We start from the raw sequence: 16359 nt of genomic DNA on the forward strand, positions 1-16359 counted from the left end.
CTTTCAATTGAGACTCTAATTTTTTTGCCTCGCTACCTAAGTAGGTTGGCTGTTAGAACTCAATCTGTACGAGTGCCCACACAGATGATTGCTTTATATTGTTAAAGAACGTTGCGATTATAAAGTTAAACTTTATCTCGCTAGGGCTGCGTATATTACGCTTTCCTATTTTTTTGTCAATACTTAAATTTAAACTTTCTAAAAAGATTCAATCTAAGTTTTACTTAACACCCTGAGTTGTTCGTGCCTCGCTATGCGTTGGCGTTTCCCGTCTCAGTGGGGTCGCATTATAGGGAGATCCGAAAACAGATCAACCCTTTTTTGAAGAAAACTTGAAATAATGTGCTGTTCGCACATATTTGCATCGAAATGGTTACTTTAAACACTAAAAAGGCCCTGATGGGCCTTTTTAATTAGTTTACTATGAGCTTCCACCCAAGTTTACCTTGCTGTTTAGACTCTTGTTGTAGCTCGCTGGCCATTAATGGATGATCTTTTAACCAGTTACTTTCAAACTTAAGGTCTAACACTTCATTTTTAGCAGTTAACTCAAACATAGGCAGTACATCATCTTGTCTGCGCATTGATAAGATGACTGCTATCCGTAGTAATCTCACTATATATTGCGCCAATAGACTATTTACGCCGAGTGAATTAAAACAGCCTTTTGGAAAATCAGAACGATGCGCATCTGCTACCGCTACTATTAATTTATGCTCTGACTGTGAAAAACCAGGCATATCGGTATTTTCCAAAATATAAGCGGTGTGTTTATGGTACTGCTTATATTCTATTAGTAATCCAATCTCATGAAGCTGCGCTACCGCTTTTAATAGTGGTAACCCATTTAAACGTTCAATTGGCCAATCTTTATCAATACTTACCGCTAACTGCATAGCTAAGCTTGAAACCCGACACGCTTGTTTTTGATCAACGTGATAACGACTCATAAACCCATCAACTGTGCGTTTACGAATGTCGTTATTATGAAACTCCGGAACCATGCTATATAAAACGCCTTCACGCAGTGCTCCACCCGCCAATCCCATTTTTTCTATTTCAAGAGATTCAAATAGTGCGATTAAGATTGCGAGCCCTGATACAAATACCAGTCGACGGTCTTCACTTAATCCAGGAAGGTCTAGCGCTGCAATAGTGCTAAATGCAATTGCTTGCTCTTTTATAGTGTTGAGCTTTTCAAGCGTAAGTAAATCGTCAAGATTTTGAGCGACCATAATTTCTTGAATTGCTTGCACTGTGCCAGAAGCACCAGATGCAATTTGCCATCCCGCTGTTTTATATTCTGGAGAAATTTCATCAATGACTGTACGAGCTGCTTTTATGGCTGCGTTAAAGTTACTCTTACTTAATTGGCAGTCTTTGAAATAGCGTTCAAGATAGGTAACACACCCCATATTGAGGCTTTTGTAATGTAAGGCATCAAATGCTTTACCAATTACAACTTCGGTACTTGCACCACCAATGTCAATAACAAGCTGTTTGCCAGTACAAGATGAAGTATGAGCAACACCTTTATAAATTGTACGCGCTTCTAATTCTCCGCTAATAACATTAATGTTATGGCCAAGAATCTTTTCTGCATGATTTTTGAATACTTCGGCGTTAGTTGCTAACCGTAAGGTGGCTGTTGCTACTATGGTGATGTTTTTATCTGGGATATCTTGTAGACGCTCAGCAAAAAGGGCAAGGCATTCCCAGCCTCGCTGCATTGCTTCAGTGCTCAATACGTTATCTTTATCAAGCCCTGCGGCTAATCGGACTTTGCGTTTAACACGTCCAATTGTTTGTAGACCGCCAGCAATTGATTTGGCTATAAGCATATGAAAGCTATTTGAGCCCAAATCAATAACTGCGTACACATTTTTTTGCGGTTTAAGTTGCCCCACCGTTCAAAAACCTCTAGTTACTACTACTTATACAAACGGTCGTTTACGACCGTCCTTTTTGGTAACTATTATTTGGGCGACGTCCGCTGTTATTACTACGGTTACGTGGACCTGTTGAATAGTTGCGCTTTCTTTGAATAATAGGCTGAGTTAAATCATCTAGCAATGCTGTTTTATCATAATGTGATAAAGGAATGCTGTGCTCTATATATTCTTCAATTTCATGCAGGTTATATGCATATTGCTCACATGCAAAACTAATTGCGTGGCCTGATGCACCAGCGCGGCCAGTACGACCAATACGGTGAACATAATCTTCACAATCGTCAGGTAAATCAAAGTTAAATACATGACTTACTTCTGGAATATGAAGACCACGCGCTGCAACATCAGTCGCAACTAAAAAGTCTAAGTCGCCTTTGCTAAACTGCGCTAATATAGTTTGGCGTTTTTTCTGGTTAACATCACCAGTAAGCATACCTACACGATGACCGTCTGACTTAAGCCAAGCATATACTGTTTCACAACTGTGCTTGGTATTTGCAAACACGATTGCTTTCTCTGGCCATTCTTCTTCAATTAAGGTTAACAACAGCTTAATTTTATCTTCTTGCGAAGGATGAAATAGCTCTTCTTGAATACGTTTACCCGTTTTAACGTCAGGTTCAATTTGAACATGTTCTGGGTTTGTCATGTGCTCAAAAGCTAATTCTTGTACGCGATACGATAATGTGGCAGAAAATAATAAGTTTAAACGCTTTGATGTATCTGGCATACGATCGAACATATAGCGAATATCTTTGATAAAACCTAAATCGAACATACGATCAGCTTCGTCAAGCACGACTACCTCAATTTCATTAAGGGTGTAACAGCCTTGCTTATACAGATCAATTAGACGACCTGTAGTACCAATTAAAATATCAACGCCTTTTTCTAGTTGTGCACGTTGTTTTTCGTAATCTTCGCCACCATATACTAAACCTAAGTTAAGATTACAGTGCGGCGCTAAAATTTTAGCATCTTTGTGTATCTGAATCGCAAGCTCCCGAGTAGGGGCCATGATCAGGGCTCTTGGATGTTTACTAGGTGCTTTGCTAGATTGTAATAACCGATGGCACGTGGCAGTTAAAAACGCCAACGTTTTGCCTGTACCTGTTTGAGCTTGGCCCGCGATATCGCGTCCATCACAAATAAAAGGTAGGCATTTTGCTTGAATAGGTGTGCAATATTCAAACCCATTCTCGGTTAAACCGGCAACCACTTCCGGTGCGATAGCAAAGTCTGAAAACTTTTTATCGGTTAAATGTGTCTTAGTCATAGCGTTTAAGCATAACGTTTAAACTTGCAATAAGAAACAAGAGTGTTTAAATACGCACTAAATATTTCGCCTAACTAAATCGGAGAGCGCAATGAGCGAGAAAATAATCCAAATTACTGACGATAGCTTTGAAGCTGACGTATTACAATCTGACAAACCAGTACTAGTAGATTTCTGGGCTGAATGGTGTGGACCTTGTAAAATGATCGCCCCTATTCTTCACGAAGTTGCTGATGAATACGACAGCCGTGTGACTGTTGCTAAATTAAACATTGACCAAAATGCTGGCACACCGCCAAAATTTGGTATTCGTGGTATCCCTACTTTACTTCTTTTTAAAGATGGTCAAGTAGCTGCAACGAAAGTAGGTGCTCTTTCAAAAACTCAACTTATTGAGTTTTTAGAAAACAACATCTAACTGTAAGCTAGAACAATAAAAAGGGCTTTTTGCCCTTTTTTAAATTTATTTTGTATAAAGACTGGACGCTTTGCCAGTGAACTGCTAGTTTATAAAGCCAACTAATCCTTAGTTATATTCAACAAACCTCACTCAACGATCAAAGCGATTTTGAGTATGACAACTGTAATAAAGAACCCACCAATATGCATTTACGCGAATTAAAAGACAAGTCCATTAAAGAGCTTGTAGACTTAGCTGAGTCCATGGGGCTCGAAAACGTAGCCCGCTTAAGAAAGCAAGATATCATTTTTGCCATTCTTAAATCCCATGCCAAAGGCGGAGAGAATATCTTCGGCGGCGGTGTATTAGAGATTTTACAAGATGGTTTCGGCTTCTTAAGATCATCAGAAGCCTCTTACTTAGCTGGCCCAGATGACATTTATGTTTCACCTAGCCAAATTCGCCGTTTCAGCATGCGTACTGGCGATTCAATTTCAGGTCTTATTCGTCCACCTAAAGACGGTGAACGTTACTTTGCTTTACTTAAAGTAAATGAAGTTAACTTTGATAAACCTGAAAACTCTCGAACTAAAATTCTTTTTGAAAACCTTACTCCATTACATGCAAACGAACGTTTTCGCATGGAACGTGGTAACGGCAGTAAAGAAGATATTACAGCCCGTGTACTTGATTTAGCATCTCCTATTGGCCGCGGCCAACGTGGTTTGTTAGTAGCTCCGCCAAAAGCGGGTAAAACAATGCTACTTCAAAATATTGCACAATCAATTACGCACAATCATCCTGATGTAACATTAATGGTTTTACTTATTGATGAACGTCCGGAAGAAGTAACAGAGATGCAACGCCTAGTTAAAGGTGAAGTTATTGCATCAACGTTTGATGAACCAGCTTCTCGTCACGTACAAGTTGCCGAAATGGTTATCGAAAAAGCAAAACGCCTAGTTGAACATAAAAAAGATGTTGTTATCTTATTGGATTCAATCACTCGTTTAGCACGTGCTTATAACACCGTTATTCCTTCATCAGGTAAAGTACTTACTGGTGGTGTTGACGCTAACGCATTACATAAACCTAAGCGCTTCTTTGGTGCTGCACGTAACGTTGAGGAAGGTGGTAGCTTAACAATCATAGCTACAGCTCTTATCGATACTGGCTCTAAAATGGATGAAGTTATCTACGAAGAGTTTAAAGGTACTGGTAACATGGAACTTCACCTTAACCGTAAAATTGCGGAAAGACGTGTATTCCCAGCTATCGACTTTAACCGCTCAGGTACTCGTCGTGAAGAATTACTAACAAAACCAGATGAACTTCAAAAGCTTTGGATTTTACGTAAAATTGTTCATGACATGTCAGAAATTGATGCAATGGAATTCTTAATCGATAAACTATCGATGAGCAAAACCAATGATGAATTTTTTGATTCGATGAGACGCCAATAAAAGCGTTTTAATTGAATAAAAAAGCGCCTTAGGCGCTTTTTTTGTGTCTGGATTAAATACAGTTTAACTTTCATTATACTTTTTAAGTACACCCTGCAGCGTATCAACGAGCGCTTTAAAGTCATTTGCACTGCTTTTTTTGCTTCTGCGTAGAAGTGCTCTGTCTAAATTTTTAGCCGATTGCGCAATTTCATCCAAACCAAACATTTGTGCAGCCCCTAAAATGCGATGGCTATCTTTTTGTAGCGCATCTAAATCTTCGCTTATAAAATGCTGCGCAATCGTTTCACTCTCCAAAGCAAAGCTCTGCTTGAAACTAATCACAAGATCGCTCATATCAACTTCATTTTGCTTTGTAATTGGCTGATCTTCTGCATTATGTAGGTGACTAGAAAGCGCTTTATAAAATGACTCTTTGTCTATCGGTTTACCTAAGTAACCAGTAAACCCTAACTCTAAATAACCATCCACTTCATGACTCATAGCATTTGCTGTTAAAGCAAAAATAGGTCGCTCAAAACCACATTGTTTTAATAGCTGAAAAGCAGAACGCCCATCCATCACTGGCATTTGAATATCGAGCAATACCAAATCTGGATATTCTTTTAAGCACTGCTCTACCGCTTGCTCACCATTTTCAACAGCAATAACCTCGAGTCCCATTGAGCGTAAATAACGACTTATTAACCTACGATTATCAGGATGATCCTCCGCAAGTACAACACGCCCTGCTAATTGCTTATTCGCCTTAGGAGCACTTTGAGTTTCAATCATGCTTTGAGATTTATTTACTTCTGCGCACGGTAAAAAGAACGAAAACTGACTGCCCTTTTTGTATTCGCTTTGTACGCTGATATAACCACCCATCATCGCAGCTAATTGTTGCGATAAGCTAAGGCCTAACCCTGTACCACCAAAGCGACGGCTAATGCTGTTATCAGCTTGGCTAAAGCATTCAAAAATAAGCTTTAACTGTTTAGAGCTCATACCAATACCGGTATCTTTTACAATAATAACTAGTCCTTGCTCACTCTTATTTAATGCAATAATGATCTGCCCAGAATGAGTAAACTTAATAGCATTTGCACATAAGTTTATAAGAATCTGCTTTACGCGTATTAAATCCAGCTTAGTGTAAAACTCATTACCCACTTGATTGTCTAAAATAAGATGTAGATTTTTTGCTTTTGCTTGGGTGATAAACATTGCGTGCACATCATTTACGAGCTCTACAATATCAAAGCACGAAATATTTAACTCTAATCTATTGGCTTCAATTTTACTTAAATCAAGTACATCATTTATTAAGCTTTTTAAATGGTCACTGTGACGCTGAATTACTCTTAATTCATCTTTAAGTGACTCAGGCTCATATAATTCATTAATCAAAGCATCTGTTTGCCCTAAAATAGCCGTTAGTGGAGTGCGAATTTCGTGACTAATATTAGCCAAAAACTGGCTTTTAACATCGTTGGCTTCTCTCAGCTCTTGTGCAATTGCCTGCAACTCTGCGGTACGTTGCGTAACTTGTTCTGTTAACTGCTGCTTAGCGCGTTTTTCTGCACCACGGCGATAAAGCGCAATACCAGTTACGACAACTAAAAGTAATAGTAAAAAAGAGAATAAAGTAAGCTGAGAACGCTGCGACATTTTTAGCTCTTGCACACGGCGATCTTGCTTAAGTTTTTCTATCTCTTGGTTTAATTGCGTTGCTTTAAATTGATGCTGAAGTACCGCTAGTGCATTTATAATTGCCGTACTTCTGAGCTTTCGCAACTCACTAATATATTTTTGTTGCAAAGCCATTGCGCTTGAATAATCGCCTTTACTGGCTTCAAGAAGTGCTTTGGCCCCTAAGCTCTCTCTAATTATTCGCTCACTACCATATTCATGAGCAAGTAAAATAGCTCTATCTAAATTTATTTGCGCCTCTTCTAAGTTACCCTTAACAAACTGAATTTTAGCCAGCGCATGTAGCGCATTAAGCTCTAAATTATGATTATCTATTTTAAGGGCGTAGTACTCACCTAATTTAGCTTGCTCGTACGCTTCATCCACTTTTTTTAATACTAAATTAGTGTTAGCTAAATTTGTATATTGTGTAGATAACTTATTGTAATCATTAGCTGAAATATAATAGCGCAGCGCTAGCTGATAATAATGCAGTGCTAAGTCAAATTGATTACTCTCCATATGGGCAACACCCATATTGTTATATACCTGCGCAATACCGCTTTTATCATCTAATCGTTGATAAACCTTAAGTACATCTTGATAAAGACCAAACGCACTATCGTAGCGTGATAAGCGTATATAAACGCCTGCTATATTAAGTAGTATATCGGTTTTATCTTGCTCACTGCCGTACGCCTCGTAGATAGCTTTTGCTTTTAAATAAAACTCTAGGGTATCGCCTAGCTTATTCATATTAAAATAGGCCAAACCAATATTATTTAATAAGTTTGCCTGCTCTAGTAATTGCTTATTCTTTTCTGCTAATGCTAGGGTACGGGTATATTCAATAATCGCTTTTTGAAATAAGCCTTGATAAAAAAGTACAACACCTTGCATTTTAATTGCACGAAAGTGCTCATCAGGGAAGAAAGTATCCGAAGTATGTTGTTCAAGTAATTTAAAGTAATGTAATGAGTCTTTAAAATTATCAACCGATAACGCAGTATTACCCAATGCCGAATAAACAGCGACACGCTCTTTTTTGGAGGCATTTTTATTAGCAAGTAGCATGTTTGCTAATTGTAATTTAGGCTCCCACTGCACTTCGTTTTTGAATTGCTCAAATAACGAATCATTATTTTGGGCATAGCTAGGAGCTATTAGTACACAGCATATAGTAAATAAGAGGCATTTTAACTTGCCCAGCATAATTTTAATCCTTCAAACCGTTACTTATATCAGTGTAATCTTTATTGAAGATACACCAACTACTAGGGCCTAAACAATGCTTAACCCACTGATTGATGAGATTTTTGAGCTAATACTAACAAAGCAAGTTTGGCAAGTTCATACTTTAGCAGCAGAACTGACAAACCGCAGCGCTATGACCACTCTCGATAAAAGTCCTGAACGTGATTTATTTAAACGTAATTTTTTAATTATGAATGCACTGTACCAACTGCAGGCACAATTACGCCCTCAGAGTTTACTCATTTCAGCTCTGCATATCGAGCTTTTAGAAAAAGGAGATAATAGTTTAGTAACAACAAGCGAAAATTTGCGAGATTATTATTTAGATTGGCATAATTACGATACCAGTGAAGAGCAGATTGATGAGCTTTTAAATAGCTTTTGGCGTCAGTTTAAAACGATATCACCACAACAGACTTTAAATGAAAATGAATTTAAAGCATTGGCTTTAGAATGGAAGTTACCTGAAAATTTCACTCTTAAAAATGTTCAAAAGCGCTGGAGACAACTTGCATTACAAGTGCACCCAGATAAACCAAATGGCTGTGAAGTTGAGTTTAAAAAAATACAAACACAATACGAGCAGCTAAAGGTAGCTGCTCGTTAATCTATTAATTTAGAAGTTTAAATTAACGAGTAAGGCGACGTGCGCGTATTTTACGCCCTTTAATATTGCCTTCGGTTAATTTACGAAGCGCAGGTTTTAATGAGTTACGCTCAACAGCAACAAACGCTACGTTATCAAGTACGTTAATTTTACCCACCTGACGACCTGCAACCCCATCTTTACCCGTTAAAGCACCTAAAATATCACCTGCACGTACTTTTTGTTTTTTACCTGAATCAATCATCAAAGTAACCATTTCAGGGCGGTACGGTGGCTTGTCTAATAAATTAAATGGTGGCATTTGCTCTGGAGTAATATCACGTTCGTAATGTTCGCCTATTTGAGCAATTTTAAACGCTTCTGCTTCACCGTAAATAGAACATGCAATGCCCTTTTTACCAGCTCGTCCTGTACGACCAACACGATGCACATGTGTTTGCGTGTCATGTGCTAAATGGTAGTTAATCACCATATCCATATCGTCAATATCTAAACCACGTGCAGCAACATCGGTTGCAACAAGTATTGAAGCACTTTTATTTGAAAAGTGAATTAACGTACGTTCACGATCGCGCTGTTCTAAATCACCGTGTAGCGAAACAGCACTAAAGCCTTCATCAGCTAAATCGTCACACACTTGTTGTGTTTCTACTTTAGTATTACAAAACACAACACAGCTTTGTGGTGTAAATTTAAGTAATAATAATTTTAGCGTTGGATAGCGCTGCTTATTATTATCCATTTTGTAGAAGTACTGCTTAATTGTGCTTTTGGCTTGCTCTTCTTCTACTTTAACCATTTCTGGATTTTTAAGTACACGCTTAGCAATTGCTTCAATAGCTCTTGGGAATGTTGCACTAAATAACAATGTTTGACGATTTTGTGGAATGCGCTCAATAATTGCATCAAGTGTATCTTGAAAACCCATATCAAGCATTTGATCGGCTTCATCAAGTACCAATGTTTCAACATCATCTAAACGTAAAGTACCTTTACGAATATGGTCATCAACACGCCCAGGTGTGCCAACAATAATATGCGCGCCATGTTCAAGCGAGCCTATTTGTGGACCAATTGATACACCGCCACATAACGTTAATATTTTAATGTTATGGATACCGCGCGCTAATTTACGCATTTCAACCGCAACCTGCTCGGCAAGCTCACGAGTAGGACACAAGACTAAAGATTGAATACGAAAGCGTTTTACGTTTAATTTAGCTAACACACCCAAGCTAAACGCAGCAGTTTTACCTGAACCGGTTTTTGCCTGAGCAATGATGTCTTTACCAGCAAGTACAGGCGGTAAACTTTGCGCTTGTACAGGTGTCATATGCGCATAACCAAGTGTTGATAAATTATCAACGAGTCCAGCTGGTAAAGCCAAAGATGAAAAAGCAGTTGAAGTCACAGTAAGTTCCATAGCAATAAAAATAACGTGGGGGAAAGCCCCACTAAATATGCTGCTAATAATAGCAGAATTCGTAATTAGCAACCATTAACAAACACATAATAAAGCACGTTAACAAAAGGTGTTGAAAATGATAGTAGTTTGCATTAAGATCGCGATTGTTTTTTACATATCACTGCTGGAAGCAAACAATGAAACTGAATTCTCTTTACATAGCACTATTAGCAAGCATTACAACAAACACATACGCAAACACTACTGACCTTGAGCGTATAGAAGTAAAAGGTAGCTACTTTAACGATTACAAAGTAGATAACGCTAATGGCGCAATGAGAACATCAGCTTCATTACTTGAAACCGCACAATCTGTAACCGTAATAACCGACACTATTATTAGTGAGCAACTTGCCACTACCCTTGGCGAAGTACTAACAAATGACGCAAGCTTAACTGCAGGCTCACAACAACGAAATCGTGAGGTATTTAACTTGCGCGGCTTTGAGCTAAGCTCATCAACAGGTTATTTACGTGATGGGCATCAGCATTGGTCGCACTACCAACAACCAATCGAAATTTTACAACAAGTTGAAGTAATTAAAGGCCCATCGAGCATTTTATATGGTCAATCAGGTCCGGGTGGCTTGGTGAACATGGTTACTAAAAAGCCTACAGCACAAACATTATTTAATGCCAGTGCCGATGTAGATCAACATGGCTCAACGCGCTTTATGGTTGATGCTGCAGGTGCCTTGACTGAATCTGAAGATTTACGTGCTCGTGGTATTTTAGTTAAACAAGATGTTGATTACTGGCGTGAATACCAAAACGGTGAAAACCGCGAGCGTGACCGCTTTTTAGGTGCTTTAGTTGTAGATTACGATATTAGCGACAACGCATTAGTACGTGTGCATTACGACCGCACAGACGACGAAGCCGGTTTAGATACTGGCGCATGGATAGACGAAAACGCCAATGTAATTGGTGATGATAAAACAATCCGTGATATGTCTTGGGCATTTACCGACATAACCGTAGAAAACCTAGGTGTAGACCTAGAAGTATTTTTAACCGATAACTGGCAAGTAAAACTTGGTTACAACGAACAAACGTTTGAACGCCAACGCTTTGAGTCAGCACCTCGCATGCCTAATGGCTTTGCTGAAGGTGACAGCTATGAATCTCGCCCTTACGATCGCTTTGATGATTGGCAATTTAAAACTGCATTTATTGATTTTATTGGTGAGTTTGAAACCGCGGGCATTCAACACCAGTTATTAGTAGGCGCTAACTCGCTTGATTACTACTACGGGCAATTACGCACAGCACTGCCTAAAGAAGAATACCTTTACTATTCAGCAGGTCAAGACGAGCCATCTCGTCCATCAATAAGCTATAAAACAGATGATACAATAAGCGAAACTGAATACGACTACTACGGTATTTACGTCCAAGACTTAATTTCGTTCTCACCAGAGTGGCAATTATCGCTAGGTGGCCGTTACGATAAGCAAACGCGTGAAGGCCAAAATAACGAATCATTTGTACCAAAAGTAGGTGTGCTTTATCACCCAAATGCTTCTGCAACTATATACGCTAGTTACTCAGAAGGCTTTGAGCCACAAAATGAGACCATCACCGACGAAACTGATATTAACTTCGGTATGGAAATAGATGCTGTTACCTCTGAACAAAGAGAACTTGGCATAAAATGGCAACTGCTTGATGACCGTTTACTGCTTAGTGGTGCCGTTTTCGATATAAGTAAAAACGGAACGCTGGTCACTGAAGACCTTGAGGCTCCTATTGGCTCAGTTACAACCGAGACAAATCAGGTTGGCGAACAACGCCACAAAGGCTTTGAAGTTGCAGCACAAGGCGCTGCAACAGATCGTTTATTTGTAATGGCCTCTGCGATGTATTTAGATGCGAACTATGAAAGAGCGAATGAGGAGCTGCAAGGTAAACGCCCAACCGACGCACCTAAATGGTCAGCATCTCTGTGGACTCGTTATGAGCTAAATGATGCGATTGCTTTTAACGCTGGTGCTTTTTATGAAGGCGAGCGCTTTGCAGATAGCGATAATACAATTACTAAAGATGCATATACACGTGTTGATGTAGGTGCAACTTATAAGTTTAACTTAAGTAATACCGATATTAACTTACGCCTTAACATCGAAAACTTATTTGATAAAAGCTATTTAGGTGGTGGCGGCACAAATAATGTAACTGTTGGCGAGGGTACAAATCTTCGTTTAGCTGCGCAATTTAGCTTTTAAATAAATGCCTTAAATAACAGCTTTAAAATATAGCCCGCGTACATTTACGCGGGCTTTTTTATATCTAAATATTTACACTTAACAGCATTAAACCTATTACAAAGCCTATTCATCTCATCTATTTTTTATCATGTTTGTTACATGCTCTAATAGCGCTAATTATTAAAAAGGCCTACCAAAATGAAAAAATTAATTACCGCACTACTGCTTACTAGCAGTATGGCTGCAAACGCTAACAGCGCCGAATTTACCCAAAAGCAATTACAACAAGTAGACGAAGTGCGCACCTCTGCACTAAATAGTGATTTAAGCTATAAATTACTAGAGTCATTAACAACTGAAGTTGGTCCTCGCTTACCCGGCACTGAAAACGATAAAAAAGCAGTGGCATGGGCTCAAGCCAAATTTAATGAACTGGGCTTTGATAAAGTATGGCTAGAAAAAGCCACGTTTCCTGAATGGCGTCGTTATAGCGAAAGCGGAAAAATACTAACACCAAGCGAGCAACCACTGCACTTAACTGCATTAGGTAACAGTATAAGCACGCCAAAAGATGGGATTACAGCGCCGGTTGTATTATTCGAAACACTTGATGAATTAAAAGCCGCACCGGCGAACAGTTTAAAAGATAAAATTGCATATATTAATTACCGCATGAACCGCGATATAGACGGGAATGGTTACGGGCCGGCTGTAAAAGCACGCGGTACAGGCGCTATAGAAGCGTCTAAAAAAGGCGCTGTTGCCTTCATGATGCGCTCGGTTAGTACCGGTCATCATCGCTTTGCACACACCGGCGGTAGTTACTACAAAGAAGGTGTTACAAAAATACCTAACGTAACAATTGCTAACCCAGATGCAGATCAAATAGCACGCTTAGTTGCTTTAAATAAAGACGTATCGGTAAATATTAATGTGCAAACCGAAAGCCTTGGTGAAGGCACTGTTTATAACGTTATTGGCCAATTTAATGGTACCGAAAACCCTGAGCAATATGTATTAATTGGCGGGCATTTAGATTCTTGGGACTTAGGGACTGGCGCATTAGATGACGGCGCAGGCGTTGCACTAACAATGGCAGCCGCTAAACATATTAGCGATGTAAAACGTCCTAAGCGCAGTATTCGTGTGGTACTTTTTGCAGCTGAAGAGCTAGGTCTTTGGGGTGCAAAAGCTTATTTTGCAGAGCATAAAAACGAGCTAAGCAATATTGTTGCAGCCGCTGAGTCTGATTTTGGCGCCGATGTTGTATATGCTTTTGAGTCGAACGTAAGCGCAGAGTCACTTCCTGTAGTTCGCGCTATAGCAAAAGAACTTGCGCCGTTAAATATTGAGTACATTGGTAAAAACCAAGCGAATGGTGGCCCCGATCTAATTCCACTTAAAGCAGCAACGTCAGCGCCTATTTTTGAACTTGCTCAAGATGGAACAGATTACTTTGATTACCACCATACAGCTGACGATACGCTTGATAAAGTAACACCTGCTAAGCTTCGTCAAAATACCGCTGCATACGCTGTATTTGCTCTAATGGCTGCCGATGCAAAAACCACTATCAAGCCTAAAGCTCAAAATAAGTAATAACAGACATACTTACTTACAGTTTGTAGCTTTAACTAACACGCTTCTTGTTTTACCTTTAGGTAATTAAACAAGGAGCGTGCTTTATGTTACTTTTCAACACGAGTGAATCATTTCCACATTTTGCACAAATAACACGCTGCCCTCACTGCCAAAGCGACGCCTACCATTTAGTAAATAAAAGCCGCTATTTACGATTTAGCATTTTACCTATGCTTGCCTTAAAATTAAGCTATAAACGCGAGTGCTATCAATGCGGAAAAAGCGAACCTGTTAAAATACCGCAACTACCGTTAATAGAAAAACTAAGCCTACCTAAATACTTTATTGGCGTATTTTTATTGCTTTGGATTATTTCTTTTTTTTATCAACAACACCTTGATACCGAGACTCAAAAGCAAAGCTATTTGAATACACCTAAAATATATGACACCTACTTAGTACACGCCGACAAATTTACACACGAACCCTGGACCCTAACCAATTTAAGAATTGCTCAAGTTTTAAGTTTTGATAAGCAGTTTATTACCTTTCAGATAAGCAACTACAGCTATAAACGTAATAATAGTATTACCTTGGCAATGCGTACCAGCCAACTAATTCAAGACAATTACTTCTCCACTAAAACAATCACCCTCCCTCGTGATGAAGTAAAGCGTTTGTATAAAGACGAAGCTATTTATGATGTGCTGCGACCTTATGCCAACAGCCTTTATGGCGGGTTTGTGATGTTTCCTCCCAAACCTAAGCCACTATATAAAGGTTTAAAACTCGATAAAAACAATCAACAAGGCATTATTTATTTTAAAGATAAGTTGCTTTTTGAAGCATTTAATAGCTTTAAGCTAGCTGCTGAAGCGGGTTCTCAATGGGGGCAATTAAATTTAGCGCAAATGTATCGTGATGGTCAGGGAATAGCTCAAAATTATCAACAGGCTATTTATTGGTATAAAAAGGCCATTGAGCAAAAAAATACTAAAGCACAATTTGAATTAGAATCGCTTTGTAAAATAGCTAACTGTGAATGAGTGAATTTAAATATAGCTGGCGCAACAAGTACGCCAGCTATAAACTATTTTTTAAATAACTTTGTATAACTTACATGTATAAGCACAACAACTAAGCCGGCAATAACACCTAGCAAACCATCAAACAAGAGAGGCGCTAATACTTCTCCTGTGCTGCCAGCAACAGACTGAGCATAGCTCGTAACATCCACTTGAGTATGATGCAGTAACTCAACACCATGCACTAAAATCCCGCCGCCTACTAAAAACATTGCAATGGTGCCCGCAAATGCTAAAAACTGCATCAACCTAGGCGCTGCTGCGAGTAAGCCTTTACCAAGTAACTCTTTAAATTTATTAGCTGACACTTTAGATTGGTTAAGTAAATAAAGCCCGGCATCATCTAGCTTTACAATACCGGCCACTAAGCCATAAACGCCAATCGTCATTATAATTGCGATAACACAAAGCACTAAAGCTTGGTTAAGTAATGTAGCGCCTGCCACAGTGCCTAAAGTAATAACAATAATTTCGGCAGAAAGAATAAAGTCGGTTCTTATTGCCCCTTTTATTTTTTGTTTTTCATACTCAACTAAATCTAATTTTTCATCTTCATCTACCACTTCATTGTGATGAGGCAAAAACTTAGCAAATACTTTTTCAGCTCCCTCAAAACATAAAAATAAACCACCCATCATTAAAAGCGGTGTTATTAACCAAGGCAGCCATACGCTTATTAATAAAGCGGCGGGTACGAGTATCGCTTTATTTAAAAATGAGCCCTTTGCCACAGCCCAAACAACCGGTAATTCACGCTCTGCTGCAACACCTGTAACCTGCTGTGCATTGAGTGCTAAGTCATCGCCTAATACACCCGCTGTTTTTTTTGTTGCTACCTTACTCATTGTCGCAATGTCATCAAGTAAAGTGGTTATATCGTCTAATAACGTTAAAAGGTTAGTGCCTGCCATAAAGCTTCCGAGCTCAAAAAATATTGCTATAAACATAACGTAAAGCGCTACTTTCACCAACGGTTAATTTTGCTTTGTTATTCTTACATTAGATTAAAATTTTGCCCTGTGTTTTAACTAACTTTTAAAGAAGATGGGAGGAAAAATGAAAGTATATTTAGCATTAATCGCTATTTTACTAAGCTTAACCGCATGTAGTGATTTACAAACCAGTACTGCTTACAAATGCGATGATGAGAGCGTAAAACTCAATATCATTAATAATTCTGAAGCCAAACTTATCTTTAACAATAAAGTGCATGTACTTAATCACGAAAAAAGTGCATCAGGGAATAAATATATAAGTGAAGAGGTACTGTTTTGGGGTAAGGGAAATGAGGCCATGCTAATCATTGCTGGTAAAAAAAGACAGTGCATCAAGGTTTAACACAAAACTAACCAATAAATTACAGCAATGCTACAATAATTAAAGACCCATTATTGTGAT

General features: G+C 38.8%; 12 protein-coding genes. 7 read left to right on the plus strand and 5 right to left on the minus strand.

Annotated elements, in window-relative coordinates; genetic code table 11:
* Positions 1-413: 413 nt before the first annotated feature.
* Positions 414-1907, minus strand: a complete 1494-nt coding sequence (gppA, locus tag CXF89_RS08580; protein ID WP_007580584.1) for a guanosine-5'-triphosphate,3'-diphosphate diphosphatase — start codon at positions 1905-1907, stop codon at positions 414-416.
* A gap of 43 nt (positions 1908-1950) precedes the next feature.
* The gene (gene rhlB, locus CXF89_RS08585) at positions 1951-3228 is read right to left on the minus strand and encodes an ATP-dependent RNA helicase RhlB (RefSeq protein ID WP_002960940.1); all 1278 of its coding nucleotides are present in this window, start codon (positions 3226-3228) and stop codon (positions 1951-1953) included.
* A 91-nt stretch (positions 3229-3319) separates the two neighbouring features.
* Between rhlB and trxA the strand changes: the two genes are divergently transcribed.
* Together trxA and rho are read left to right on the plus strand one after the other, a co-directional pair.
* Positions 3320-3646 (plus strand): thioredoxin TrxA, encoded by a 327-nt coding sequence (gene trxA, locus CXF89_RS08590; protein ID WP_002960942.1) that lies wholly within the window; start codon positions 3320-3322, stop codon positions 3644-3646.
* Positions 3647-3831: 185 nt separating this feature from the next.
* Positions 3832-5091, plus strand: coding sequence for a transcription termination factor Rho (gene rho / locus CXF89_RS08595; RefSeq protein ID WP_002960945.1), 1260 nt, complete (start codon positions 3832-3834; stop codon positions 5089-5091).
* Positions 5092-5154: 63 nt separating this feature from the next.
* Here the strand turns inward: rho and CXF89_RS08600 are convergent, their stop codons facing one another.
* Complete coding sequence (locus CXF89_RS08600) at positions 5155-7974, minus strand: ATP-binding protein (RefSeq protein WP_121954360.1); 2820 nt, start codon at positions 7972-7974, stop codon at positions 5155-5157.
* A gap of 76 nt (positions 7975-8050) precedes the next feature.
* Between CXF89_RS08600 and CXF89_RS08605 the strand changes: the two genes are divergently transcribed.
* Positions 8051-8623 carry a DNA-J related domain-containing protein gene (locus CXF89_RS08605; protein WP_121954361.1) on the plus strand — a complete coding sequence of 191 codons (573 nt, stop codon included), beginning with the start codon at positions 8051-8053 and terminating at the stop codon, positions 8621-8623.
* 22 nt (positions 8624-8645) lie between these two features.
* Here CXF89_RS08605 and dbpA read toward each other — a convergent pair whose 3' ends face one another.
* Entirely contained in the window at positions 8646-10034 is a 1389-nt protein-coding gene (gene dbpA, locus CXF89_RS08610; RefSeq protein WP_007580581.1) for an ATP-dependent RNA helicase DbpA, read from the minus strand.
* Between the two features lie 191 nt (positions 10035-10225).
* On the opposite strand from dbpA, the gene CXF89_RS08615 reads away from it, so the two are divergent.
* From CXF89_RS08615 to CXF89_RS08625, 3 genes are all read left to right on the plus strand, one after another.
* Positions 10226-12313, plus strand: a complete 2088-nt coding sequence (locus tag CXF89_RS08615) for a TonB-dependent siderophore receptor (RefSeq protein ID WP_121954362.1) — start codon at positions 10226-10228, stop codon at positions 12311-12313.
* Positions 12314-12493: 180 nt separating this feature from the next.
* On the plus strand, positions 12494-13894 hold the full coding sequence (locus CXF89_RS08620; protein WP_121954363.1) for a M20/M25/M40 family metallo-hydrolase: 1401 nt from the start codon (positions 12494-12496) through the stop codon (positions 13892-13894).
* 86 nt (positions 13895-13980) lie between these two features.
* Positions 13981-14922: a tetratricopeptide repeat protein gene (locus tag CXF89_RS08625; RefSeq protein ID WP_121954364.1), complete on the plus strand. Its 942-nt coding sequence runs from the start codon at positions 13981-13983 to the stop codon at positions 14920-14922.
* A gap of 44 nt (positions 14923-14966) precedes the next feature.
* On the opposite strand, the gene CXF89_RS08630 is transcribed toward CXF89_RS08625, so the two are convergent.
* On the minus strand, positions 14967-15872 hold the full coding sequence (locus tag CXF89_RS08630) for a DUF808 domain-containing protein (protein WP_121954374.1): 906 nt from the start codon (positions 15870-15872) through the stop codon (positions 14967-14969).
* Between the two features lie 145 nt (positions 15873-16017).
* On the opposite strand from CXF89_RS08630, the gene CXF89_RS08635 reads away from it, so the two are divergent.
* On the plus strand, positions 16018-16299 hold the full coding sequence (locus CXF89_RS08635) for an MliC family protein (protein ID WP_121954365.1): 282 nt from the start codon (positions 16018-16020) through the stop codon (positions 16297-16299).
* Positions 16300-16359 lie beyond the last annotated feature (60 nt).

Origin of the sequence: Pseudoalteromonas sp. MelDa3 (genome assembly GCF_002863625.1) — a bacterium.
Taxonomy (GTDB): Bacteria; Pseudomonadota; Gammaproteobacteria; order Enterobacterales; family Alteromonadaceae; genus Pseudoalteromonas; species Pseudoalteromonas arctica.